The organism is Paenibacillus sp. D2_2, assembly GCF_031199965.1.
Taxonomy (GTDB): domain Bacteria; phylum Bacillota; class Bacilli; order Paenibacillales; family Paenibacillaceae; genus Fontibacillus.
In genome coordinates this window covers 1,837,564-1,861,076 of record NZ_CP133605.1, presented here as the reverse complement: position 1 = coordinate 1,861,076, position 23,513 = coordinate 1,837,564, and the positions used below count along the sequence as shown (strand labels likewise).

General features: G+C 44.8%; 17 protein-coding genes, 1 tRNA gene and 2 pseudogenes. 6 read left to right on the top strand and 14 right to left on the bottom strand.

Annotated elements, in window-relative coordinates; translation table 11 throughout:
• Window positions 1–388: 388 nt before the first annotated feature.
• The 5 genes from RE628_RS09250 to RE628_RS09230 form a co-directional block, all read right to left on the bottom strand.
• Window positions 389–817: a CoA-binding protein gene (locus tag RE628_RS09250; RefSeq protein WP_309158452.1), complete on the bottom strand. Its 429-nt coding sequence runs from the start codon at window positions 815–817 to the stop codon at window positions 389–391.
• A 231-nt stretch (window positions 818–1,048) separates the two neighbouring features.
• Window positions 1,049–2,347: a 3-phosphoshikimate 1-carboxyvinyltransferase gene (aroA, locus tag RE628_RS09245; RefSeq protein WP_309158451.1), complete on the bottom strand. Its 1,299-nt coding sequence runs from the start codon at window positions 2,345–2,347 to the stop codon at window positions 1,049–1,051.
• Between the two features lie 29 nt (window positions 2,348–2,376).
• Window positions 2,377–2,892, bottom strand: coding sequence for a shikimate kinase (locus RE628_RS09240; protein ID WP_309159420.1), 516 nt, complete (start codon window positions 2,890–2,892; stop codon window positions 2,377–2,379).
• Window positions 2,893–3,166: 274 nt separating this feature from the next.
• Entirely contained in the window at window positions 3,167–4,576 is a 1,410-nt protein-coding gene (gene gndA / locus RE628_RS09235) for an NADP-dependent phosphogluconate dehydrogenase (RefSeq protein WP_309158450.1), read from the bottom strand.
• 180 nt (window positions 4,577–4,756) lie between these two features.
• Window positions 4,757–5,353: a YkzI domain-containing protein gene (locus tag RE628_RS09230; protein ID WP_309158449.1), complete on the bottom strand. Its 597-nt coding sequence runs from the start codon at window positions 5,351–5,353 to the stop codon at window positions 4,757–4,759.
• Window positions 5,354–5,664: 311 nt separating this feature from the next.
• On the opposite strand from RE628_RS09230, the gene RE628_RS09225 reads away from it, so the two are divergent.
• Window positions 5,665–6,291, top strand: coding sequence for a YktB family protein (locus RE628_RS09225; protein ID WP_309158448.1), 627 nt, complete (start codon window positions 5,665–5,667; stop codon window positions 6,289–6,291).
• Window positions 6,292–6,433: 142 nt separating this feature from the next.
• Here the strand turns inward: RE628_RS09225 and RE628_RS09220 are convergent, their stop codons facing one another.
• Complete coding sequence (locus RE628_RS09220; RefSeq protein WP_309158447.1) at window positions 6,434–7,684, bottom strand: MFS transporter; 1,251 nt, start codon at window positions 7,682–7,684, stop codon at window positions 6,434–6,436.
• Window positions 7,685–7,871: 187 nt separating this feature from the next.
• Here RE628_RS09220 and RE628_RS09215 point away from each other — a divergent pair.
• Window positions 7,872–9,346: pseudogene (locus tag RE628_RS09215) on the top strand (aminotransferase class I/II-fold pyridoxal phosphate-dependent enzyme).
• 207 nt (window positions 9,347–9,553) lie between these two features.
• Here RE628_RS09215 and RE628_RS09210 read toward each other — a convergent pair.
• Window positions 9,554–9,871, bottom strand: a complete 318-nt coding sequence (locus RE628_RS09210) for a DUF1292 domain-containing protein (protein WP_309158446.1) — start codon at window positions 9,869–9,871, stop codon at window positions 9,554–9,556.
• A gap of 90 nt (window positions 9,872–9,961) precedes the next feature.
• Window positions 9,962–10,525 (bottom strand): stalk domain-containing protein, encoded by a 564-nt coding sequence (locus RE628_RS09205; protein ID WP_309158445.1) that lies wholly within the window; start codon window positions 10,523–10,525, stop codon window positions 9,962–9,964.
• A gap of 171 nt (window positions 10,526–10,696) precedes the next feature.
• Here RE628_RS09205 and RE628_RS09200 point away from each other — a divergent pair, with 171 nt between their 5' ends.
• On the top strand, window positions 10,697–11,431 hold the full coding sequence (locus RE628_RS09200) for an MBL fold metallo-hydrolase (protein WP_309158444.1): 735 nt from the start codon (window positions 10,697–10,699) through the stop codon (window positions 11,429–11,431).
• Window positions 11,432–11,491: 60 nt separating this feature from the next.
• Here the strand turns inward: RE628_RS09200 and RE628_RS09195 are convergent, their stop codons facing one another.
• Complete coding sequence (locus RE628_RS09195) at window positions 11,492–11,731, bottom strand: DUF3892 domain-containing protein (protein WP_309158443.1); 240 nt, start codon at window positions 11,729–11,731, stop codon at window positions 11,492–11,494.
• A gap of 94 nt (window positions 11,732–11,825) precedes the next feature.
• Window positions 11,826–12,275 carry a GNAT family N-acetyltransferase gene (locus RE628_RS09190; protein ID WP_309158442.1) on the bottom strand — a complete coding sequence of 150 codons (450 nt, stop codon included), beginning with the start codon at window positions 12,273–12,275 and terminating at the stop codon, window positions 11,826–11,828.
• Window positions 12,276–12,537: 262 nt separating this feature from the next.
• Here RE628_RS09190 and RE628_RS09185 point away from each other — a divergent pair, with 262 nt between their 5' ends.
• Window positions 12,538–12,687, top strand: coding sequence for a hypothetical protein (locus RE628_RS09185; protein WP_309158441.1), 150 nt, complete (start codon window positions 12,538–12,540; stop codon window positions 12,685–12,687).
• A 9-nt stretch (window positions 12,688–12,696) separates the two neighbouring features.
• Here the strand turns inward: RE628_RS09185 and RE628_RS09180 are convergent, their stop codons facing one another.
• Window positions 12,697–12,918, bottom strand: coding sequence for a hypothetical protein (locus RE628_RS09180; protein ID WP_309158440.1), 222 nt, complete (start codon window positions 12,916–12,918; stop codon window positions 12,697–12,699).
• Window positions 12,919–13,072: 154 nt separating this feature from the next.
• Window positions 13,073–13,441: a hypothetical protein gene (locus RE628_RS09175; protein WP_309158439.1), complete on the bottom strand. Its 369-nt coding sequence runs from the start codon at window positions 13,439–13,441 to the stop codon at window positions 13,073–13,075.
• Between the two features lie 162 nt (window positions 13,442–13,603).
• Here RE628_RS09175 and RE628_RS09170 point away from each other — a divergent pair.
• A tRNA-Val gene (locus tag RE628_RS09170) sits at window positions 13,604–13,676 on the top strand.
• A gap of 360 nt (window positions 13,677–14,036) precedes the next feature.
• Window positions 14,037–14,273, top strand: coding sequence for a hypothetical protein (locus RE628_RS09165; RefSeq protein ID WP_309158438.1), 237 nt, complete (start codon window positions 14,037–14,039; stop codon window positions 14,271–14,273).
• 968 nt (window positions 14,274–15,241) lie between these two features.
• Here the strand turns inward: RE628_RS09165 and RE628_RS09160 are convergent.
• On the bottom strand, window positions 15,242–20,524 hold the full coding sequence (locus tag RE628_RS09160; protein WP_309158437.1) for an endo-beta-N-acetylglucosaminidase: 5,283 nt from the start codon (window positions 20,522–20,524) through the stop codon (window positions 15,242–15,244).
• Window positions 20,525–21,614: 1,090 nt separating this feature from the next.
• Window positions 21,615–22,252 (bottom strand): annotated as a pseudogene (locus RE628_RS09155) (transposase); the annotation flags it as partial.
• Between the last annotated feature and the right edge of the window lie 1,261 nt (window positions 22,253–23,513).

Here is a 23,513-nt window from a genome sequence, read left to right as displayed (position 1 = left end):
AACACGCATTTATAGGATAGTCTCTCTCTATTTCTTAATGGTAAGCCCAGCCTCATTCTTTTGTCAAAGGAAATAGAACAAAAAAATACTTACTTCATAACCTCCCCTTAGTTTCTCTAATGGGATCGATTTGCATCCCGGAAATGAGCTTATTCTTGGGCAAGCGAAAATCGCCCGGTATGCCGTATACCGGACGAAATTCAAAGATTGAATGATACTTTTAGTACGAATTCAAAAAGGTCGGTTTTCAGCACCGAGAAGGTTGGATGAAGCTAGGGTCTGAGGAGCGGAGCGTACGTAGTTGGTACGTGAGCACCGGAAGACCCGGCTGAATTCAAGATTCGATGCTCAGTTACTTCTTGATTCACTTCGTGATCAAAAGCGACCTTTAGTTGCGCTTACCGATTAGGAGACTGTCTTCAACCTTGATACAGCGATCCATAATGACCATGAGCCCGCCTTCAGCGGCAATGTCAGCCGCCTCCTGGTTGATGACACCTTGTTGTAGCCAAAGTACTTTTGCACCGATCTCAACCGTCTCCCTGGCGATCTCAGGTGTAAACTCGCTACGGCGGAAGACGTCAACAATATCTACCGGTTCGGGAATATCCTTGAGAGTGGGATACACGGTCTCACCGAGAATTTTACCCGAAACTACAGGATTGACCGGGATAATCCGGTATCCATTATTCTGCATTGCCTCAGCAATCATATGAGAAGTGCGATCCGGTTTATCGGACAAGCCCACGATAGCAATATTTCCTGCGTTCATCAGAATTTCTTTGATTGTTTCTCTGCTTGGATTTTCAAAAGCCATTTTACTTGCTCCTCTCTAAAAAGTTTAAACTTCTTCTATAAGTTCGTGTTCAAAAAGTACGGTTTTCAGCACCGAGAAGGTTGAATGAAGTAGGGACTGAGGAGCGGAGCGTACGTAGTTGGTACGTGAGCACCGGAAGGCCCGGCTGAATTCAAGATTCGATGTCGAATAAGCTCTCAGTGCTACTTCGTGATCAAAAGCGGACTTTTGAATAACCTTTATAGATGTTATTTACGCTTCCTTGACCCACTCCACGTTACCACCAAGTGCGGTAATATGGTCGAAGAATCCCGGATACGACTTGGCCACATGATGCGCATCCTTGATGACAAGTGGCTGCTGACAGCGAAGCCCAACAACCGTTAGAGCCATAATAACGCGATGATCGTAATGCGCATTGATCGTGACGCCGCCTGGCAATTCACCTGGACGACCATGGACGATAATCTCTGCCTGACGCTCTTCGACGTCAGCACCGGCTTTTCTGAGCTCATTCAAGTAATCGGTAATGCGGTCGCACTCCTTGTACCTTAGATTCTCCACATTATAAAAACGAGATGTACCATCGGCAAATACCGCAGCAGCTACCATAGCGAGCACAGCATCCGTCGCTGCGTCACCATCAAATTCAAGCGGCTGCAGGCGACCATTGCCGCGAACATGGACGATTCCATCCTCATGAGTCAGAGGAACCTCCATCATGCGCAGAACGTCAACGATAGCCCGCTCTCCTTGCTTACTATGTTCCATAAGACGATGTACTTTCACATCCGAGTTCGTCACCGCAGCTGCGGCCAGAATCGCCGCTGAGCCTGGATAGTCTCCCTGCACCGTATAATCCCTCGCTTGGTAGGATTGACGGCCAGGCACTGTATAATTCATTAAATCCTCGCTGGCATGAATGACGATTCCCGCCTGCTCCAACACCTCAAGCGTTTGTCCGATGACAACCTTCGATTTCAGATCATTGACAACCTCAATCTCACTATCTTCCTCAAGCAGTGGTGTTAGGAACAGCAATGCGCTAAGGAACTGTGAGCTGACCGCACCAGATACCTTAATCTTGCCACCCTTCGCCGCACCACCATGGACTGTAATCGGCAGCTTGCCATCCCGATGCTCAATCTCTACCCCCATATTCTGCAGAGATTCGATCAAGTCATCATGCGGGCGCTTACCTAGCGAGTCTGGATACGTATTCACAAAGGTAACATCCGGACACAGAGCTGCAATCGCTAATAGGAAGCGCAGTACGGCACCAGCATTGCCTACGTTCAATTCCTTAATATCCTTCGGATGCCTCCCAAAGCCTGTGATGACAATCTTCTCCTCATCTTCCTCCAACACAGCACCGAGATCGGAGATACAACGACGCATCGCATCGCTGTCCTCACTATGAGCCGGATAATAGATCGTGCTCTTTCCTTCGGCCAGTGCAGCAACCAGCAAATAACGTGTTGTATAGTTTTTTGATGATAATGCCCCGATCTCTCCTTTTAACTCAGGAGTTGGTCTAACGATAAGATCCATATTATGAGTTCTCCTTTTTGAATTGATGGTTAACCGCGGCAACGCATTAAAATCTCATCCGAGACTTGTTCAACACTCTTACCTGTCGTATTCACATGATGATGTGCGAACAGATAAGCGTTCTTACGTTCTTCTAGCAGAGCCTCTATCCGCTGCTTTGCGCCTCCAGCCAGTAAAGGACGATTCTTATCTTCGCCTACACGACTTAAAATCTCCTCTACCGTAGCCGCAAGGGCCACAACTTGTCCATGATCGAGCATGCACTTGCAATTGCTCTCCCGCAACACAGCCCCTCCGCCGGTTGCTAACACGATACTGGCCTCTTGCAGGATTCGGTCAAGTACATCCGCTTCTAGATCACGGAAATAAGCCTCACCCTTCTCGGCGAAGATTTGCGGGATTGAGCAGCCGGCCTGCTGTACGATCTGCTGATCAAGATCAACCAGTCGGTAACCGAGCTTATCTGCCAAATGTGCTCCTACTGTTGACTTACCAGTCCCCATCATGCCGACAAGGATGATATTGTCTTTGTGACTGCTCAACATTTCACCTACTTTAAGAAGTTGTTCAAAAAGTCCGCTTTTGATAAGAAAACAGACCTTTTTGAAACTCATTTTTAACTCAGGCTTGCAAACTTTTTTTCATATCATAACACAGAGCGCGCAGTTGTGGCACTGCCTATCCGCCGGCCCCTCAGGAAATGAGCCAACGATTCCAAAAGACGCCGCAACAAGCGGTATTCCGCTGGGTGCGACGTCTTATTCTCACTCTATGAGATTGGTACCCACTTAGAGATGGGCTTGTCTGTCCATCTCAGGCTTAGAACCACTGATGATGGAACACGCCTTCTTTGTCTACACGCTTGTAGGTGTGAGCACCGAAGTAATCGCGCTGTGCTTGAAGCAGGTTCGCTGGCAAGCGCTCAGTACGATAGCTGTCATAGTAAGCCAGAGCACTTGAGAAGCCTGGTACTGGAATACCGTTCTCAACTGCTGCAGCAATTACTTTACGCCAAGCATCCTGATAGCTCTCGACAATATTCTTGAAGTAAGGATCAAGCAGCAAGTTCTTCAGCGCAGCATCGCGATCATAAGCATCCTTGATATTTTGCAGGAACTGCGAACGGATAATGCAGCCGCCGCGGAAAATCATAGCGATATTTCCATATTTCAAATCCCAGCCATATTCATCGGAAGCCGCACGCATTTGCGCAAAGCCTTGAGCATAAGATACGATCTTGCTCGCAAACAACGCCTTACGTACATTTTCAATGAATTCTTGCTTGTCGCCTTTGAATTCTTTCTTCGCTGGTCCGTTCAAAATCTTGCTTGCTGCCACACGCTCTTCCTTCATCGCAGACAAGAAGCGGGAAAACACGGATTCAGTAATCATGGACAATGGCACTCCCAGATCGAGCGCGCTTTGGCTTGTCCATTTACCAGTACCCTTTTGACCAGCCGCATCAAGAATGACGTCAACCATTGGTTTGCCTGTCTCTTCATCATATTGGGAGAAGATGTCAGCTGTAATTTCGATCAGGTAGCTGTCAAGCTCGCCTTTATTCCAGTCACTGAAAATTTCATGCAATTCCTTGGCATCGGTGCCGAGGACATGTTTCAGCAAATGATAAGCTTCGCCGATCAGCTGCATATCTCCGTACTCGATACCGTTATGCACCATTTTTACATAGTGTCCGGCACCGTCTGGTCCAATATATGTACAGCAAGGATCGCCGTTCACTTTGGCAGAAATTGCAGTCAGAATAGGTTCTACAAGTTTATAAGCACTTTCCGGTCCACCTGGCATGATAGCAGGACCCTTAAGCGCGCCCTCTTCTCCGCCGGATACACCGGTACCGATGAAGCGGAAGCCTTTAGCCTCGAGCTCTGTACTGCGACGCTGAGTATCAGGGAAGTATGCATTACCGCCATCGATGATAATATCACCTTGGTCCAAGTGTGGAAGCAAGCTCTCAATTGTAGCATCGGTAGCTGCACCAGCTTGTACCATAATTAAAACTTTGCGTGGAGTCTCAAGAGACTGAACAAACTCTTCAATGGAGAAGGTACCGACAAGATTTTTGCCTTTCCCTTCGTTTTCGAGCAAATCATGAGTTTTTTGCGGAGAACGGTTAAATACCGATACAGTAAAACCTCTGCTTTCAATATTCAGGGCTAAGTTTTTGCCCATCACGGCAAGGCCAATTACGCCAATTTGTTGTTTTGACATGGTCTCCATCCTTTACTCACTGTTTATTTATTTTTTTAATACTATCATTTTAACTCTTTTGTGAGGAGAAGTGAATACCTTCATCATATCCTCATAAAACAAGCCCCAAGTTCATCGGGGGCCTGCAATTATATTTTGCGTAAATCGCAAAATTATTTAGTTCAATACCTGTTCTTATCATTACCACTCGAGGAGGATTAAATCATGCCTGATCTTGCGCAGCTTCTCCTTACAAACCTCGGCGCCCTCCTGATCTCCCTCTCGTAACGCTGCATACAGCTTCTCAAGTTCTGCATCAAGCTCTTTCTGAAGCTGTTCTAACTGCTTCTCCGCGAGCTGAGCCATGTATAATTCAGCCATTTTCTTCACGTCAACCACTGGCCCTTTTTGATATATAACCTTGTGTTCTACTCCATTAATTTCTACCTGTCTGATCACTTCTCCAAACAGGATGTTCTCGACCACGATCTGCCGATCTCTGAACCGTTTAACGACAGCATGCCCGCGTAGATCGCCGATCAATTTCTCCAGCCACTCGGCCAGCTTGGCATCCTTAATGATATAATCGCCAACCAGCTTGTATCCATTCGCAATACGCTGAAAACGCAGCTTTGTCAGCTTGCGGCCTGTACGGACGGAGATAATGAAGATCGTCTCATTCTCGCTCCAATATAAAGAGTACCCATCTTGGATCAAATCACGGATCAATTGCTGAATGTGCCGACGGTCGAATCGGAGTTCCAGGTTGCAATATTCCACTTCATAACTTTTATTCACGGCACTCCCTCCTCATTATTTGTGAGAGTGCTAAACAGCCGATAATGCTTGCATTTAGCTCTCACCTTCATCTCCCGATTGCGGCTTACTTTATCTTATACTCCATAGTATGTAACGGAACTTGGATTATTGATTATTTTTCCCCTTCTATAAGCCCGATCTGCTACAAAAAGGCAGAGAGACACCAATCGGCAATATCGCGGAATCTGATGAACAAGCTAGATATAACGATGTTTATGATATACTAAAAACAGCTGAATTGTGACATAATGTGCTGATTTTATAGCACTGAATATGGAGGTTAATTCATTATGACGAATTTCAACGGCTTCACCGCGCAGGATTTTGATGTCTTCACAGTGCCAGGCCTTGAGGGTAGGATGGAAGCCATAATTGGCCAGGTTAGACCGAAGCTGGAGTATTTAGGCCAGACGCTAGCCACTTATCTGTCCGCGCTTTGCGGGGAAGAGATGTATCCCCATGTTGCCAAGCACGCCAGACGTACCGTCAACCCGCCGATCGACACCTGGGTTGCTATGGCAAGTAGCAAACGTGGATACAAGGCATTGCCTCATTTCGAGGTGGGGCTATTCTCCACACATCTGTTCATTATTTTTGCCGTTATTTACGAAAGTCCAAATAAGCTTGTATTCGCCGATTTCCTGGACAAGCACGCCAACCATGTAAAGAAGACAATGCCAGAAAACTTCTTCTGGTCCATGGATCACTTTAACCCGAATGGAACGCTGCATGCTGAATTGAAGCCCGCTGAATTTAAGAAAATGGCTGAGCGGCTCAAGAATGTTAAAAAGGCAGAAATGATGTGCGGACTGCGAATTGAGCGGGATGACCCTATTTTGCTGAGTGGAGACAAATTATTAGCCAAGATAGAGGAAACCTTCTCTACATTACATCCTTTATATAAAGCTTCTTTTTAATCCGCTACGACAGTGAAGTTGATATTTCAATCTATATGGAAAATAAAGTAATGGAGCTGTCCGGAATGCCGGATAGCTCCTTTTTAGCAGGATCGGCCATACTGTGTTTCTTGCCCCCCTGTCCCTGGTAACCTGATCGTCGTTAACTTGCGCTTTGATACCGAGGCCGGGAGAGGATAAGGTGTACGAAGAACAGCAAGCCCATAGAGCAGGCACTGGCCAGGAATGGAGCTGATGGGCCAAGTAAGTCCCATAATTTCCCGGAGACGATCGGGCCGATAATCATACCAAAACCCTGGATCGTCAGGAAGAATCCCCATACCGTTCCCTTCTCCCTCTCCGGTATCAAATGTGACAGCATCGTATCCCATGTTGGCAGAATGCAGGAATAACTGAGGCCAATCAAGCTAACTAGAATCCAAACAATTGGAATCGAGCGGGTAAGTGCAAATAGGAAGATCGATATAGCGGCAGAAGCGAAGCCAATGTTCAGAAACAGGCTCGTCCCGTAACGATCTACTAATTTGCCGACCGGAATCAAACCAGCAACAGCAATTCCCCCGCCAACAATCAACATTGCGCTGTAGGCTTCAGGTGACAGTCCCAGCTCTGTCCTCACATATAGAGTAATAACCGGTGTTAATAACCCGATCGCGAAGGTCTGCAGAAAGAGCGCTGGATACAGAAATGGGCTCACCTTTAAATTATGTCGGATGTGGTGCAGTGTTTGACGGATGTTCTGTAGCAGCGTACGCAGTCTTCCCTGCCTTCCTTCACTTTTAGATGCGACGTACACCTGCTTGTTACCCGATTTACCAGGCAGGAACAGTGAGATGATCACGACAACGACCATACAGGCTAGTAGGAACCAAAATACCAGGGTATAAGACTTACTGACGAGAAAGTTGATGATAATCGGCCCAAGTCCTGTTCCGCCAAGACTGGAAATCTGGATTACTCCCATCGCTGTTCCAAAATTTTTCTTCTCCTCGGTTACTGCAGATATTCCCATCATGACGCAGGGCCATAAAGGTGCCGTCCCGATGCCAAGCAGGGCGCAGCCAAGCACGATAAAGCCTACGGTCTTAATGAAGCTGAGAATCAATACTGCTCCCAGTGTAATCAATAGTCCGGCCGCCATCGTCATGCGGAATCCAAGCCGTTCTACAAGCCAGCCCGCTGGGCTACGGAATAGGTTGTCCCCAATATATTGGAGTGAGAAGGATAGTCCTATCAGGAACGCACTAACCTTCAGCACATCCCCCATATAGACAGGCAGCACGGATACCAGTAAAGATCCTTTTACGAACTCAACCAAAAACATAATGATCCATAGACAAACAAAGGTCGGAGTTAACAACGACTTGTTAACAAGCTTCGATGTCAGTTTCATCTGCTCACCCCTCCCTGGGAAGAATGCCTCTCCCCTTATTCATAGATATCAGTTTGCCCAATTTATTGCCTCCTTTTACCTGCTAAAACACAGAATTAGTCGGGCAACTGAATCTTTTCTTGCATTCCGGTCACTTTTTGCTATACTCAAATTTGTTAATTTTTCACGAAAGGCGGAAGACGACTACATGGATCATCAAACTACGCCGTTATTTACTGCACTCAAGCAGCATGCGGCAGGTAACCCCGTGCAATTCCATATTCCCGGGCATAAAAAGGCCACGGTATGGATAAAGAATTTCATGATTTTATTGGCGATAATGCTCTGTCTATTGACTTGATTAATATCGCCCCGCTTGATGACCTCCATCAGCCGTCGGGCGTAATTGAACAAGCCCAAAAACTTGCAGCCGATGCCTTTGGGGCGGACTATACCTTTTTCTCGGTGCAAGGGACCAGTGGAGCCATCATGACAATGATTTTGTCGGTATGCTCACCTGGTGATAAGATTATCGTACCAAGGAACATCCACAAATCGGTAATGTCGGCGATTATTTTCTCCGGTGCGAAGCCTGTCTTCGTATCCCCGGCGCAGGATGCCAATCTCGGGATCGATCACGGAATTACGACCTCTTCGGTACGAAGAGCGCTACAGCGGCACCCGGATGCTAAGGCGGTATTGGTCATTAACCCGACCTACTATGGGGTATGTGCCCATCTAGAGGAAATTGTTGAACTGGCTCATAGCTATCACGTTCCTGTTCTTGTAGATGAAGCTCATGGTGTTCATATTCATTTTCATGAAGATCTGCCGATGTCTGCAATGGAGGCTGGAGCCGATATGGCTGCGACCAGTGTGCACAAGCTTGGCGGTTCTATGACCCAGAGCTCTGTACTTAATCTGAACACGAAAAATGGCTATGTGAATCCGCAGCGTGTCCAAACCATTATGAGCATGCTGACAACGACATCAACCTCTTACATTCTGCTAGCGTCACTAGACACTTCGCGGAGAACTCTGGCTCTTCATGGTCATGAGCTCGCTGAGGAATCAATGCGATTAGCCGATTATGTGCGCCGTAGTGTGAACGATATTGAAGGCCTGGAGAGCTTCGGTCGGGAAATTCTCGGCAGCGAAGCCACTTACGATCTCGATCCTACCAAGGTAACCATTCATGTCCGTCATTTGGGCATCACGGGTTACGAGACAGAGAACTGGCTCAGAGAGCATTACAATATCGAAGTTGAGCTCAGTGATATGTACAATATCCTGTGTCTGATTACCCCAGGGGATAATCAAGAGACTGTAGATATCTTGCTGACTGCACTGCGCGAGCTGTCCAATTTGTATTATAAAGAAGGAAATGCTAACGAACTGATCGTAAAAATACCGGAGATTCCGCAATTATCGCTCATTCCTCGTGACGCCTTCTATGCAGATACCGAAGTGATTCCGTTCGCCGAATCAGCCTGCCGGATCATCGCCGAATTCATATATGTCTATCCTCCTGGCATACCGATTCTTTTGCCTGGCGAGGTTATCTCCCAGGACAATATCGATTATATCCAGGATCATGTCACGGTTGGATTGCCTGTAAAAGGACCTGAAGACCGTTACATTAAGAATGTAAAGGTTATCGTAGAAGCTGATCCAATCTTCTAGAGGTAGTTCAAAAAGTTTTGATCACGAAGTGAATCAAGATGACAGGACTTGCGGGAAATACAGAGCCGCAAGTCCTGTTTTTAAAATACGGATGATTCTAAAATTCATGCAAACCCGCTTTCTGGTTACTTCGTGATCAGAGCGAACTAAAAAAGAGCCGCCACCAGGCACAATTTATGCCTGAGACAACTCTTATTGATCTAAAATTTATGCTTCGTCCAATTCGGATACAAGCTGGTTGTAAGCTTCTTCTACTTGAGCCCACTCATCTTCATCCTCGATATTGTAAAGCACCATTTCTTCATTCTCTTCTTCCATACGTAGAATGATGCCATCGGCTCCCGGATTGTTGCGCTCAAGCAGCAGTGCATATAGCTTCTCACCTACGTCAAATGTCTCAACGAGAACCATTTCCACGTCAGTTCCATTTTCATCGGTTAGGGTCAATACGAACTCTTCATGCTCATGGTCATGATCATGTCCGCAGCCGCATGCTTCGCCGTGCTCGTGATTATGCTCGCTCATTCAAATACCTCACTTCTAGTTTAAAGTTATCAACCTTGTGGTATCGTAACACTTTACAGCGGACAGGTCAATTTAGAATACTCGCGCTAGTTATTTGAGCACATTAATACTTTTCTCAGAGACTAAGGTGAAATCTCCTCCGCTGGACGCTTTCATGTAGAAACCAATTTTATATTTCCCAGCATTCTTGAAATCATAAGTAAAATCTTCGGTCCGGAACCAGAAATTCTCCTTCTGATCTTTCGGAATATCACTCGTCTGAATTACAGTTGTGTTGCCATCTGGAGATGAAATGGATACCCGAACCGCCGATATATCAGTCTTCAAATTGTCGATCTGCGAGAATACATTGAACTTCAGCTTCCCTGTCTTATTGATATCACCGAAGACTGAGCCATCGGAAGACTGAAACAAAGAGATATGTACATTCGGTTTATAATAATATACCGTCTTCGTAGACTCGTCATACTGAATCAAGCCTGGTAGTTCACGAAGAGGGATATAAGTTTTACCGTCAATGATATAACTTCCATCATCAAGCTCGCGTCCATTCATAAGTAGACGGACTTTCTGGGAAGCCGAATCAGCGAACAGCAGCGAACCTCCCATCAGGGAGAATATGGTAGCGAGTATTGCAACTCTTCTCCATTTCATAAGTAAATAACCTCCATAAGATTCATGTTGATGTAAATTTATACTCCAAATGAAGAATCAAGTTGCGCTTTTTTCATGAAAGGTTTTTTATTTTTTTAAGATATTTTGGGGCTTAGTGAAGAAATGATATATTATACGTAATGTAACATCGAAATGGAGAGGTGAATAAATATGTCATTAAGTCTTCAAATGCTAGGTACAGGCGGTGCCTTCGCCAAGCAATATTTCAACAATAATGCTCTTCTCAGTACAGAAGATTTCACACTGCTAATCGATTGCGGAATTACCGCCCCACTGTCTCTACATCAAATAGATAAGTCACCTGACGAGATCGATGCGATTCTGATCACCCACATCCATGGGGATCATGTCGGTGGACTTGAGGAAATCGCCTTTCGGGGGAAATTTCAGTACGGGCGTAAGCCGGTCCTATATATAAGTAAGAAGTTAGTTCAGCCTCTATGGGAAAATACACTCAAAGGTGGATTAACGCAAGAAGGGATCTCTTCACTAGAGGATGCCTTTGAGGTCCATACACTAGAAGAAGGAATTTCAAATTCTTTGTCGCCAAAACTATCGGTTGAATTGATTCAAACTCCGCATATTCCTGGAAAAGACAGCTACTCATTATATATCAATCATGAGATTTTCTATAGTGCGGATATGACTTTCCAACCTGAATTATTAATGAAGCTTGTCCGCGAGCGAGACTGTCGTAGAATGCTGCATGAGGTTCAATTCATCTCACCTGGTGCGGTGCATACGACGCTGGATGAACTGCTTAGCCTGCCTGAAGAAATTCAGCAAATGATCTATCTGATGCATTATGCGGATGATATGGAGAGCTTCATTGGCAGAACCGGCCCTATGCAATTTCTGCGTCAACACGAAATTTATTCACTATAAAAATGCAACAGCCGCAGGTTATATACCTGCGGCTGTTGTCATTCCATCATTGAAATTCATTTATTCAAACCTCGGCAATGCATCCAAATTATTAGTCGGGTCGCCATCTGCATCTCCGCGGATGTGCATTTCCCCGTCCCGTCCTTTGAACACATTGACTCCTGCAATAGCTCCGGCCTTTACCTCCTGCAGCGCCTGCTCATAATCAAGGACCCGGCCGCTGGAAGTTTTAAATGCGGTGAGATCACCGTCTCCGTTCTTCTGAACCGCAATGAATGACTCGCGTGTGTTCATTTCCATTTTACCATCACATCTCCTCTTCATTGTTTCCCTTCACAGGGTCTCCCTGAGAGGGATGTGTATAGTTTGTCCCAAATAACGGAATGTATGAGGATTAGAGCTCCAGTGGCTTCTCCATTCTGACATGAGGAATATTGGCATCAAGGAACGTCTCCGTAGAGGTCGTCACATAGCCTAGCTTCTGATAAAAAGCTTCTGCCTGACACTGCGCATCCAGTACGGACTTCGTTAATCCAAGCTCACGTGCCAACTCCTCCATCGCAATCAGCAATACTCTGCCGATCCCTTGCGAACGGAAGTCTTTACGAACTGCAATCCGCTGCATTTTCGCCGCGTTATCCTTGTAGTATATTAACCGACCTGTGGCAGCATATACTCCATCAATCTCGATAAGAATGTGATGGGCGTCCGGTCCAATTACATCATACTCATCGATTTCGAGTTCCTCCGGAACCTTCTGCTCCTGCACGAATACCTCTTTTCGAATGTTGCACGATTCTTCCAATTGTTCTTCTGTCTTTACGGGTATAATTACAGCAGCCATTCCTATCCCTCCCATAGTTCTTTATAGTGCACACTTAATAAGGTTGTTCAAATAGGCCCCTTTTGATCACGAAGTGAATCAGAAAGCGAACTCGGCATCGAATCTTGAATTCAGCCGGGCCCTCCGGTGCTCACGTACCTACTACGTACGCTCCGCTCCTCACGCCCTAGCTTCATCCAACCTTCTCGGTGCTGAAAACTGGCATATTTGAACTCGCACTACAAATTAAAAACTTGCATCATTATACAAAAAATTTATTTTAATGTATAGTTGGGATAATACTTCGGAAGGAGCTGTTAATCCGTTGGTTGGACTTACGATTGTTGCCGCAATTATTATTTCCGTTCTTTTGATTGTCCCGATGTTCTATGTCACGAAGAAGGGGTACTCCCGCAAATGGGAAGATGAGTAATCCGTACAATCAGGGTTCCGTGGAATACACCTTTTTCTGGACAGCTGGAGCGTAGACACCTTTAGATATGGAAGGGCTGGACCACCATGGAACCTTAGCTTGTCTATCCATCGTCTTCTGGCTAAGCGCTAGACCGCAGCCCGTCATGGACAGCAGCAATGCTACAATCATTATGCTCATCATAAGTACTTTGCTCCAACGAAACTTAAACCACGTTTTATAGGACTTCATCCTTACTGATACCTCCGTTCGGATTATAGTTACATCTCTATCATATCCAATAAATGGGTATTATAATATTATTAAACCTCTTACATGACCCTATCCTATGAAGCACAGCACTCCTGCTTAAATAAAAAATCCGGCGCGTTAGCACCGGATGGATTCACTTGATTCTTTTCAGTTCAGCTTCCTGCTGGATCGAGCGCGCAGAGAGCAATTCAATGATACTATGCTGATTTTCCAAGACAGACTCTATTTTCATAACGCGTTCATTCGTGTCCAGTACCGCACGTTTAATTAAATGCTGATCTTCTTTAATTTCATGTACATCCTGTTTGATGCCGTTTATGTCTAACTTCAAGAGGGTCTGGTCATCTTTTATATCCTGTATGTCTTGTTTCATGAGGGTCTGGTCTTCTTCAATGCCCGTTAGTCGCTGATCGATACCATCGAGTCTTTGATCGACAGAATCAAATCGCTTCTCAAACTGATTCATAAAAGCCTGCAGCCATTCCTTCAAATCATGATCCAAAAGCCTTAGCCCCCTCTAACTTATAATTAGCTCATATTTTATCAAATCCTAGTAGCTTATTCTAGTTGGAAAATGTAGAACCATGATACTATAACCGGATAAAAAAGGTTTGACATCTGCAGATCTTCTTGATAAGATAAATTTTGTCTTCACTTATTATTCGATCTGTTAGCTCAGCTGGGAGAGCACTATCTTGACAGGGTAGGGGTCAGTGGTTCGAGCCCACTACAGATCATAGAGAAAGAACCCTTACAGTGTAAGGGTTCTTTGCATGTTCTAGGAGATTTGGTTGTATATAGCGTGCTACAATCTCGGCCTTATAGTCAAGATTTGGTCAAGAATACATTCTGATAGTTAATTAACCAGAAAAATCTTTGTAGTTTTTATGCTTATTCTTTCGTTAATCCGTTAACTATATTCAGCTATTTTCTCAGCATTTGGCTTGGCTACACTAAATAGACGTGGTGACATCTCTAGGCTGAACTGTCTTCAACAAATTAACAATAACTTCAAGGTGATTCCTTATAATCAAAGTGGAGAACTACCTAATCGAATTATTTTATTAAAACTAATTAACGAGGATCAGGGGATTGTCGTGGATTTCGGTGATATTAAGAGGAAAAATCATGTGGAGAATTTGACGAATGAATTTACATTAGCCCCAGAATCTTTAAGATTTTACATGGGATTTGTTGTTGAGACACTTACTGAAATTAATGCTTGGATAGATAATAATCATGGAGATTTTTTTATTGATGAATCAAGGTTAGAGGTATATAAATCTCCTAAACAAATGGACGTTAATCTTTCCATTAACACTGAGATAAAATAAAGAATGTTAGCAAATAAACCCTCTGTTAACAATAAGCGACTTTGAGATCTCAATCAATGGTCGCATTTTTGGTCACACTTAATTAATTTTGAATGCTTCGGTTTGCTCAAGTGTAGAAAAGCAAAACTCAAAAAGGCCTTGTCGCAGGAATTCTCCCGCTATTCCCCTATCGTACAAAACGTCATCTCTCCACTGGCAGCGATGAGGTCAATAGTAAGAAATTTGGTCAAGATTCTAGTCAAGAATTTTCAATTTTCACGTTACGGATTCCTTGAACGGATTTTCAGAAAGTGCCTTTAACCCTTGATATGAATGAGTCTTCATTCGATAAAACCATAATGCTCATTCCCCACTTCTTATCTTGATTAGATGAGACCATGCTGTTTTTACCAATCCTCAGCAGGACAGGCAATTACCTCTTCAGTATCATTTGATGTTTCCTTCAGGCAGCATGCCGTCACTTTGGGTTGATACTCCTCCCTCGGTATTGAACTTCGAAACAGCTTATTGAAACAACAAGATGACCTCATAAACGCAACCCGAGGTAGGTTAGAAGAAAACCTAGTTGAACCGTTTCTCCACACGAATACAATTGGAGAGATTGTACTGTTTCAACTAACTCATGAAGCATTACACGCGGGAATGATAACAAGTATTAGACGTTGTTTTACATGAATAGGCCAAGCAACGTTCAGTGACATGATTACTATACCGATCTCATTCAATGCGCCTGCATAGCGATACATCCAGTAAGTAGAACCGTTCGCGGTAACGGTGCTTTCTAAACCAACAATCTAACCAATCTTTTTTATCTAACCCTATTCCAAATTAACTAGTACTTATACCTACTATCGCTTGTCCCATTGTTGGCTAGAAGTTCGGACAAACGAAAACAAGCACACCTTCACAGTTAAGAATAGGTGTGCTTGTCAAAGCTTATATTAGTCTAATCTATAAGTCAGTACAATTTACTTAATCATAATATTGTAAAGTATCTGAGCAAATTCCGCTCTGGTTGCTTGATCTACTGGTAAGATGTTACCGTTAGAACCAGATATAACTCCGACATTTACAAAGAATGTCATAGCATCCATTGCATAAGCAGAAACTGTACCTGCATCTTTAAAGTCTTTCAGTTCCTTTACAGCAGTTCCGGCCGGCAATTCATTAATGCTCTTAAGCGTATTGTATGTCAATACAAACATTTCCTGCCGTGTAACTTCTTTTTCAGGTGTAAACATGTTATTCCCCACACCATCTGTTATACCCAACCGTTTTGCCGCTGCTAGATAACCAGTATAGTATGCGTTTCCTGCGTCACTGAAATTGTTTTCAGAGCTTTCATCTGGCTCGATACCAAAAGCTTTCATGATCATAACTAGACTTTGTGCTCGGGACACTTTGGTTTCAGGACCAAAGTGTCCATTACCTAATCCATTTGTTATGTCTCTTGCTGCTAAAAAGCTTACGGCATCACTGTACCAAGCACTTGCTGCAACATCGGTAAATTCAATATTGTTGTACCCTACAGCATATTGCGATAAAAAAGGTGCCCTGAAAGTTATTGTTTTGGTTGTCACATCATACTTACCATTTCTTACTACTTCAAGCTGACCTGCAGTATTGATATCATATGCTACAATTGCATTTGGTTTCTCATCGGACTTAAGTGTATAAGGTATGGTTACTATTACGCTTCCAATAAACTTCGATATAGTCTTGTCTCCGCTGTTAATATCGAAATTCACAACAGGTCTGTCTCCAACTTTGTGCCGGTCATCTGCATCTAATGTTGATGTTCCAAGCTTTGTAACAGTAATGGTAACAGTTCCTGTTGCTTGCTTGGAAATACTCGATACCATGTTTCGATCAAATGTCATTGTTCCGATTGGCGTAGATACTGTCAAAGTATCCGCCATACTAGCTACAAATTTCATCAATGAATCATTTGACAGCGTAACTTTGATTGTTCTAGCATCCGATGGAGCGTCAGCATCCAGTTTGATGGCTACATCTGAATTTGTACCTTGCTCAGCAGCTTTGGCTACAGCTGTTGCGAGAGCCTCATCAAACTGCTGTTCAGATACAGTAGTGACCGATGTAGCTTCACTGCCACCTGTTGGAGGTGTAACCGGAGGTGTTGTCGTACCTGCACTACCACCGTTGTTGCTACCACCATTACCACCAATGTTTCCATTGCCATTGTTGCTACCGCCGTTATTGTTTCCGCCTTGGTTGCCACCATCTACTGGTTCCTTTGCTACGGTAACTTCGATGCTTACGTTCAACGGAATATGATTGGTATTTACCACGTCACCGGGCAATGTTACTACACCACTTACTGTAAATGTTTGTTCCTTCTTTAATGAAGGATCATAATTTGCAGAATCTACATCCCAATCTACAATTGCGTCCATAGTCCCGTTATCAGTTACGATTTCAACGGTAGCAGGCAGTTTCAGATCAGCGACTGTTTTTGCAGTTCCATTTGTTAACCCGCTGATTGCTGCAAGATCCACGATACTCAAGAGTTCCTTGGGTGTTACAACTTCTGCGTCTACTGCCACTTCAATACTTACGGTCAATGGGATATTATTGGGGTTTAGTACCCCGTTAGGAAGTGTTACAGTTCCCTCTACGGTAAATACTTGATCCGACTTTGAGGCAGGTTCGTAACTTGATGCATCAACGTCCCAAGTGACATTTGCAAGTATACTATCTGTATACGTAACCAACGTTACACTAGCTGGTAGTTTAAGCGCATCTGCTGTCTTTGCGGTTCCGTTAGGCAACCCCGTCACTGCCGATGGTGCGTCGATACTTACGAGTTCTCTCGTAGTGTCCTGCTCAAATTCAGCAGTGATTGTTACAGGTTTAGCTGGCATTGTAAACGTGTCCGCGAAGATTGCTTCACCGTTTACTTTCAAAGAACCCGGTTTAAGCTGATATCCAACATCAGGTGTTACTGTCAACGTAACAGTCTCACCTGCTTTTGCAGTTGCCATATCCGCTGTTACAGTACCGTTAAGCATATCATCAATTGTAATATCGCGTTGTTTGTCTAAATCTTGCGCTACTTTAACCGTTTTAGTGGCGTATTTTGTAGGATCTACTACAGATGTTGCTTTAATTGTAAGTTGATCCGCTGTTTCATCTTCATTCACCATCAACAAACCATTGTTAACGATAGTAGTACCTACGTTTGTAGCACCTTCAACTTCCCAAGTAACTGACGTGTCCGCATTATTTTTCACTACAACATTTGCAGTAAATTGCTGATTAGTACCCGCATTAACGGAGTCAACTTGGTCAGGAATTTCAACACTAATTATTTTTGGAACAAGTTCACTTACCACCAGTACTTTCGCTGTTCCTGACTTTGTTGGGTCAAAAGTAGAAGTTGCAGTAACTGTCAGTGTACCATCGACTTCTTCGTCATCTGCAATGTTCAATACCCCATTACTAATGGTAGTCTTAGCACTTGTGTTACCGGACACTTCCCAAGTAACTTTATCAGGTCCAGTACCTCTAACCTCCGCTTCAAATGTTAGTGAAGTTCCAATTAAACCATCCACATCGTTAGGCGTTATGGTTACAGACTCAACCTTTCCAAACTGAATGTATACGGTCTCGGAGATGTTCCCAGAGTAATCTTGAATAGTTACACCCAGTGTGCCGCTTGTTGTTGGAACTTTAACCGCATTTAGGCGAGCCACACCGCGGATGCCGTCGCTCACTTTGTTGTTGTTTGGATACTTGTTCGGGATGCTCAACACCTCCCCGTTCCAGGTTAAGCGCATCTTCCACCAATCGGTTGCCTTGGGCGGATGGATGAGGAGAGTGCTGCCGCTGATTTCTACCTTGGAATCAAACGGAGCGCAATAGGTATCCTTCAAATATCCAGTATACCAGACAGGTATTCCGTCTATACCACCATTAACAGGGGTTATCTTCAAGGAATACTGGTTGCCTTCATTGACTGGTACCAAGACGCTTCCGCTCAGAGATTGGGTTGTGGCAGAATACACCGTCTTATCCAAACTATTGTTCAATGTGACGTCTAACTTGTAGCTGTCGGCGTCGAACCGCTTTGGAGCGTTCCACGAGGCCCGAACCTCCTCTGCTACTGCGCTTTGTGTAAAGAAACCAGTGGAGGTCTGTGCTTCCTCGACGGAAACGTTAGATACTGTGTTATCGTAGGAATAGAAGACCTTGGTTCCCTCGCTCTCGGAGCCATCCGCACCGGTGGCGCGTACTTCAACACTAGTAAGGCCATTATCCACCGACTTCACATAGTATTTACTGCCATAGATACCGCCGAGGAACTCACTGTGCCCATCGGCATAGTTCGCGTATACATGGTATTCCTTAACCAAGTTGTAATTCGCGATTTCCCAGGAGACAATCATTTCCTTTGTGTTGAATGCTTTTTCAATCTTCACATTCTGTGGTGCAGCAGGAGTATAGTTCTCATTGTCGGAAACGGACAGACGCCCTAGGTTAACTTGGAACTCATTAATGGGAGAGCCGGCATAGTTAACCTTCAGGGTGATAGCTGCAATGTTCTTGTTTGCGAACTGACTAATTGAGATATCTTGTGTGACCCAGCCATCTGTTGCCTTGTCCGAATTGGGGATATCAATATACTGGGTTCTGTCGGGCGAATCCTTGAAAATTAGGCCGATGCTCAAGGGAGCCAGATTATCGTTGGGCTTATTATAGGTCAACGAGAGGGACGTTTCCTCCTTGACTGCGATATCAGTCTTATATAAGCGCATCTCGTTATCGGCGTCTAACTGGCCGTAAATCGCAAGAGAGCTGCCGCCTTCATAAGGGTCGATCTGTTGGTAAGGAATCACCATAGGTTTGCCATCTACGCTGTATTTCTCTTCCTTAGTGCCATAGTCATAGGTAGCCTGAAGCTTGGTCCCGCTTGTATCCATCCACCACTCCCAAGTGGGAAGAATGGATTGGAGGTTCATGTTGGACCATTCTTCATCGTTTACAGACTTGCCGTTCATCCGGTATTCCAGGCCATGACCGGTGTTGAAAGTGGTCGTGAACATGTTGCCACCCGCAACGGAGCGCTCGGACATGTAATCCGCTACACCAACCCAACCGCCGATATCAGAAAGACCGAGATCCTTCCTTGATACACCGGGCGCCACACCGGTCTTGGTAGGATCACCCATCGGACCAGAGAAATAAAGGTGTTCTCGCTCCGATACCATCCACTGGTATTCATTCTTTGCCCGATTATTTTCCTGTCCGTTGCTAATTGCATCTTCAATATTGTCATGGATAAAACTATCGGGGGTAAACAGAGCGATGCTGCCCACTGGATTTTTCGTCCCAGCGAGGCGTAAAACAGGGAAGTTATAAGTGGAATTATGACCATCTTTGGACATTTTTCCTTGGTCGGCCTCAACGCCGAAGAATACCTTTTCGTACATATCCGCTTGGCTCATCTTCTGCTGCGCGGCGGTCTGGAGAGTTGCTGCCAGCTTGCCATTTGCAGACCAGTCGTAACTAATAAAGACGGAGTTGAGCACCTTACCCAGTGTAGGGTCCTCCAAAAAACTGTAGGCATCGTTGTCAAGGGTGCTCGTCCAGGCGTTAATGCTACCTGTGTTCTTCAAGGAATCGTACATTTGGGTATACATACCGGCTTCACGTACCTGCTGCATTAGCGATTTGAGCATCGGCACATATTTGGCATTCATATTCTCTTCATAGTTGAAGAAATAACCGTCAAAACCGTACCATTTTGCAAACTCAACCAGCTTATCAACTAAGATGTAGCGTCCGTTTTCATCCTTATCAAGCATCAACTCCACAGGCTGACCTGGTCGGTTGTTAGGGTCGAAGTAGATGCAACCCATAGAGAGAACACCATTCTTATGTGCGGCGTTGGTATAGGCAGGGTTGGGCATATTGATAGAGCCGAATTCAAAGTTGCGCTGTGTTGCCCAACCGCTCCCTGTGGGGTCGTCCTTTTCATTGACGCCAGTCCAGATGTTCAGCGGAGTTCCTGCTACGGCAGCTCCATGCCATGAATAGTACTGGTCGATATACTGCCAGCTTTGCAGGTTGTTTTCACTGAACTTATTATTGTAAGCAGTACCACGATTAAAGGAGTTACCATAGTCGCCAGCCATGTAAAGAGTCTGCACCCGAGGGTCAAGCTCCGGGTTTGCCTGTGTAGGTTGATAAGAAGCAATCCTCGTTTGAAGTGGAACCTCCGCACGCATTAAATCCGCATAGGGATCGGTTTCAGGGCTCCATGTTTCTATATCATAGGCACGATGGCCCAGCATCAGCGGCTGGTTATCACCGACTTTGCCCTCGTCAGTGTAGGGCCAGGTGTCGGCTGCGACACTTCCCATGCCACCGAATAGTGTCGTTGCGGTAATTACTGACGCCAGGATGATAGATTGGATTTTCCCCGTATGTTTTGTCCTCATTCCAATTCTCCCCTTTCATGTTCATATTTTGAACAACCTTGTGTATTTTTTGAAGAATTTGTGTTGCTTTTCACCCCTATTAGGGGTTGAGAGACACCATTAAATTCTCTTACCTGGTACTTCCTTGAAGCATTTGTTTTAAATTTTCGTCTTTCAAAACATGTTCCAGCCCTTTGTAGGTTTTCCACTTGAATCTCATTGTTCGTGATTCAATGTTCTAGAATAGAGGTTATATGATATATATATCCTAACTACTTTAACATCCAGCCATCCAGGTTTAGATGAGTGACTACAGCAAGAAATATATCATTGATAGCATCTTCATTTGCTGCTAAATAGGTGACTCAAATGTGAAAAAAATTACTTACATTGATATTCTGCCACCATCGGTCCTGCCCATCAGCACCATGAACCTTCCTGTTTGGGCATTGAGTACATTAAACCAGAGCATTTAAACCTCGCAACTATAAGCGCTTTCAAAACTCTTCTACGTTCTTCGTTTTTTTCTGATTCTAGAAACATGCATCAACTACCTACATCTGTTGATATTTGTTATCCTCCTCGTTTTAGTGATTACCCCTGTGACGTATTTGCTGATATTGTCCGATATCACATCCCTCGTGAGAATCTAATGTCTACAGCTTTATTCTAGTCGATGCTTTAATATGATATCTACTAGACAAATAATAGAAAGCAGTCAACAAACTATAGATTAGCTAATGTTTTTTGTTAGCGATTTCACTCATGCTTTTAAGTGATCATTTTGCATAATTCCAATTTTATATCCAAGGCAATATAAATTGACATTGTTTTAGTCTGTTAAACGGTTTGTTTTCAAAAAATGGACAGACCTACAGAATTTTTGTAAGTTAAGTTTTTAAGCTGTTTTTCGACTTTGCTTCGTGGCGAGTGAAAGAGCCGATACAAGGAATAAAATCGCATTGAGATACTGGTGTGTTGTAACTTTCTGTATGCCCCGAATATGTAATTCGTTCGCTGTAAGGTAGGTCTTCAACCTAGAATTGCATCGTTCTACGCTCGTACGGTCGTTATAGAGTTCTTTCCATCGCCTTGTGTTTCGATGTGGATGACTGTATCGTCGAAGGTCTTCCTTCACATTTACTTTTACAACCATTCCGTAATTGGATGATGAACAAGCGGGCATTCCTTAGGGGCAGTCGACTTTACCCGTTGCATGGGGACAACGGAATTTACGTGATCCGTTCCCCAGTAAGTCATGGTGTACCTCATCGAACAGCAAGGTTTGCCATGGGTTGTCATCCCAGCAGGAGGCTCTTTTTCTCCTCTTGGGTTGAGTGGAATAATCGCTTGTGCTTTCACGTGTCGAGCAGCTTCATACACCTTCATTTGGTCATACCCTGCAACCAGCATGAAGAATATGGTGCTGGTTTTTTCAGCTACTTCTTCGATCAATTCGGGGGCTTTCTCTCCATCATTAACCTGTGCAGGTGTAACCTCTAATGCCAGTGGCAACTCGCTTTTTGTATCTACAGCAGCTCCACGAAGTGCTGCATAGAAACTCTTCCGCAAAAAGAAGCGATCGGGCTACCTTTTCCCCGTCAGGCTAGGGTGGTATGCGCCGGATACGAGCAGATCCGGGGTGTGAAGCCCACCCGACAACGTACCTGTGAGGGGAATCCACCTTCCCAAGAAGCAAGGCCAGCCTCAATGATCTGCTACGGCCAGTGCAAACGAAGTCACAGCAGAAGCGCGGTAAAGCAAAACATCCGAAATCGATGGACGAAACGGATTCAATGGCAGAAGCGGCAGACTCTTGCTGGTAGTCTGCCGACCCGAAGGAATCGGTGGCTGCGCCTTACAGAGGTAAAAGGGATGTAGATTCCCGGCGTATAGTAACGGCCTAAGGCAGCGAGATTCGATGCAGTGAACGTGGGAACCTGAATGTTCGGCCCTCCGGGCTGGACCGCTTCGTTGACGTGAACATTCAGGGACGGAGGAACCGTAGTAGTCCGAGATGGGGAAAGCCCATTACATGGCGAAGGGTCCCAGTCTAAAGTGAGGCGTATTTGCAAAAGTAGAGCCCCTGTCCATCATGACAAAGGGGTGATTGCGATTTCCACCTTCGCTCCGACCTTCTACAAAGGAAAGAGATTCGAAACGCAAACACGTTTGGCGCGACGAGCCATTCAGAACTGTACTTTTTCCAAACTGCACCAGCTTCTTCGATGGAATGTCTTCATTGACCTATCCATCGAGAAAGTACTCGGCAACACTGGTTCCAAGACCCCCGGGATCGATGGGAAAACCAGAAAGGATTACACGTCTGACGAGCAAAAACAGGGTCTGCGACAACAGGTTAAGGAAATGTTTCGACACCTGACGTCATCGCCGGTACGGCGCATCTTCATTCCGAAGCCGCAAAAACCGCAAGAGCAGAGGCCAAAGAACAGGCCAATCCAGAGCCCGCGTTGCCCGAACCTACTTGTTTCCGTACAACATGGATCGAAATCACCACCAATACCGAAAATATTCTGGTCGTAATTTTTGCTTCAAAGACGAAGTGAACGGGGGTGCGCGCATTCTAGATCAGTTGCAATACTACAAAAACCCAAAAACACCCGTATATAAAAGAAGACCGAGAGCAGCTAGGCCACGACAGAAAACTGAATAACCTTCTGAATATTCATAAGAAACGGTTTCTCCAACGCCTATTCGGACGAGACAACTGGTTTTCATTTCGAGCAGACGTGGTAAAGCGACAAAAGGACCGCTGTTCCGGGTGCAAGCGCAAGTT

Excerpts from the sequence above, each read along its gene's own strand:
- RE628_RS09250 (WP_309158452.1), bottom strand. The coding sequence starts at position 817 with ATGGCTTTTGAAAATCCAAGCAGAGAAACAATCAAAGAAATTCTGATG.
- aroA (WP_309158451.1), bottom strand. The coding sequence starts at position 2,347 with ATGGATCTTATCGTTAGACCAACTCCTGAGTTAAAAGGAGAGATCGGG.
- RE628_RS09240 (WP_309159420.1), bottom strand. The coding sequence starts at position 2,892 with ATGTTGAGCAGTCACAAAGACAATATCATCCTTGTCGGCATGATGGGG.
- gndA (WP_309158450.1), bottom strand. The coding sequence starts at position 4,576 with ATGTCAAAACAACAAATTGGCGTAATTGGCCTTGCCGTGATGGGCAAA.
- RE628_RS09225 (WP_309158448.1), top strand. The coding sequence starts at position 5,665 with ATGACGAATTTCAACGGCTTCACCGCGCAGGATTTTGATGTCTTCACA.
- RE628_RS09220 (WP_309158447.1), bottom strand. The coding sequence starts at position 7,684 with ATGAAACTGACATCGAAGCTTGTTAACAAGTCGTTGTTAACTCCGACC.
- RE628_RS09210 (WP_309158446.1), bottom strand. The coding sequence starts at position 9,871 with ATGAGCGAGCATAATCACGAGCACGGCGAAGCATGCGGCTGCGGACAT.
- RE628_RS09205 (WP_309158445.1), bottom strand. The coding sequence starts at position 10,525 with ATGAAATGGAGAAGAGTTGCAATACTCGCTACCATATTCTCCCTGATG.
- RE628_RS09200 (WP_309158444.1), top strand. The coding sequence starts at position 10,697 with ATGTCATTAAGTCTTCAAATGCTAGGTACAGGCGGTGCCTTCGCCAAG.
- RE628_RS09195 (WP_309158443.1), bottom strand. The coding sequence starts at position 11,731 with ATGGAAATGAACACACGCGAGTCATTCATTGCGGTTCAGAAGAACGGA.
- RE628_RS09190 (WP_309158442.1), bottom strand. The coding sequence starts at position 12,275 with ATGGCTGCTGTAATTATACCCGTAAAGACAGAAGAACAATTGGAAGAA.
- RE628_RS09185 (WP_309158441.1), top strand. The coding sequence starts at position 12,538 with ATGTATAGTTGGGATAATACTTCGGAAGGAGCTGTTAATCCGTTGGTT.
- RE628_RS09180 (WP_309158440.1), bottom strand. The coding sequence starts at position 12,918 with ATGAAGTCCTATAAAACGTGGTTTAAGTTTCGTTGGAGCAAAGTACTT.
- RE628_RS09160 (WP_309158437.1), bottom strand. The coding sequence starts at position 20,524 with ATGCGTGCGGAGGTTCCACTTCAAACGAGGATTGCTTCTTATCAACCT.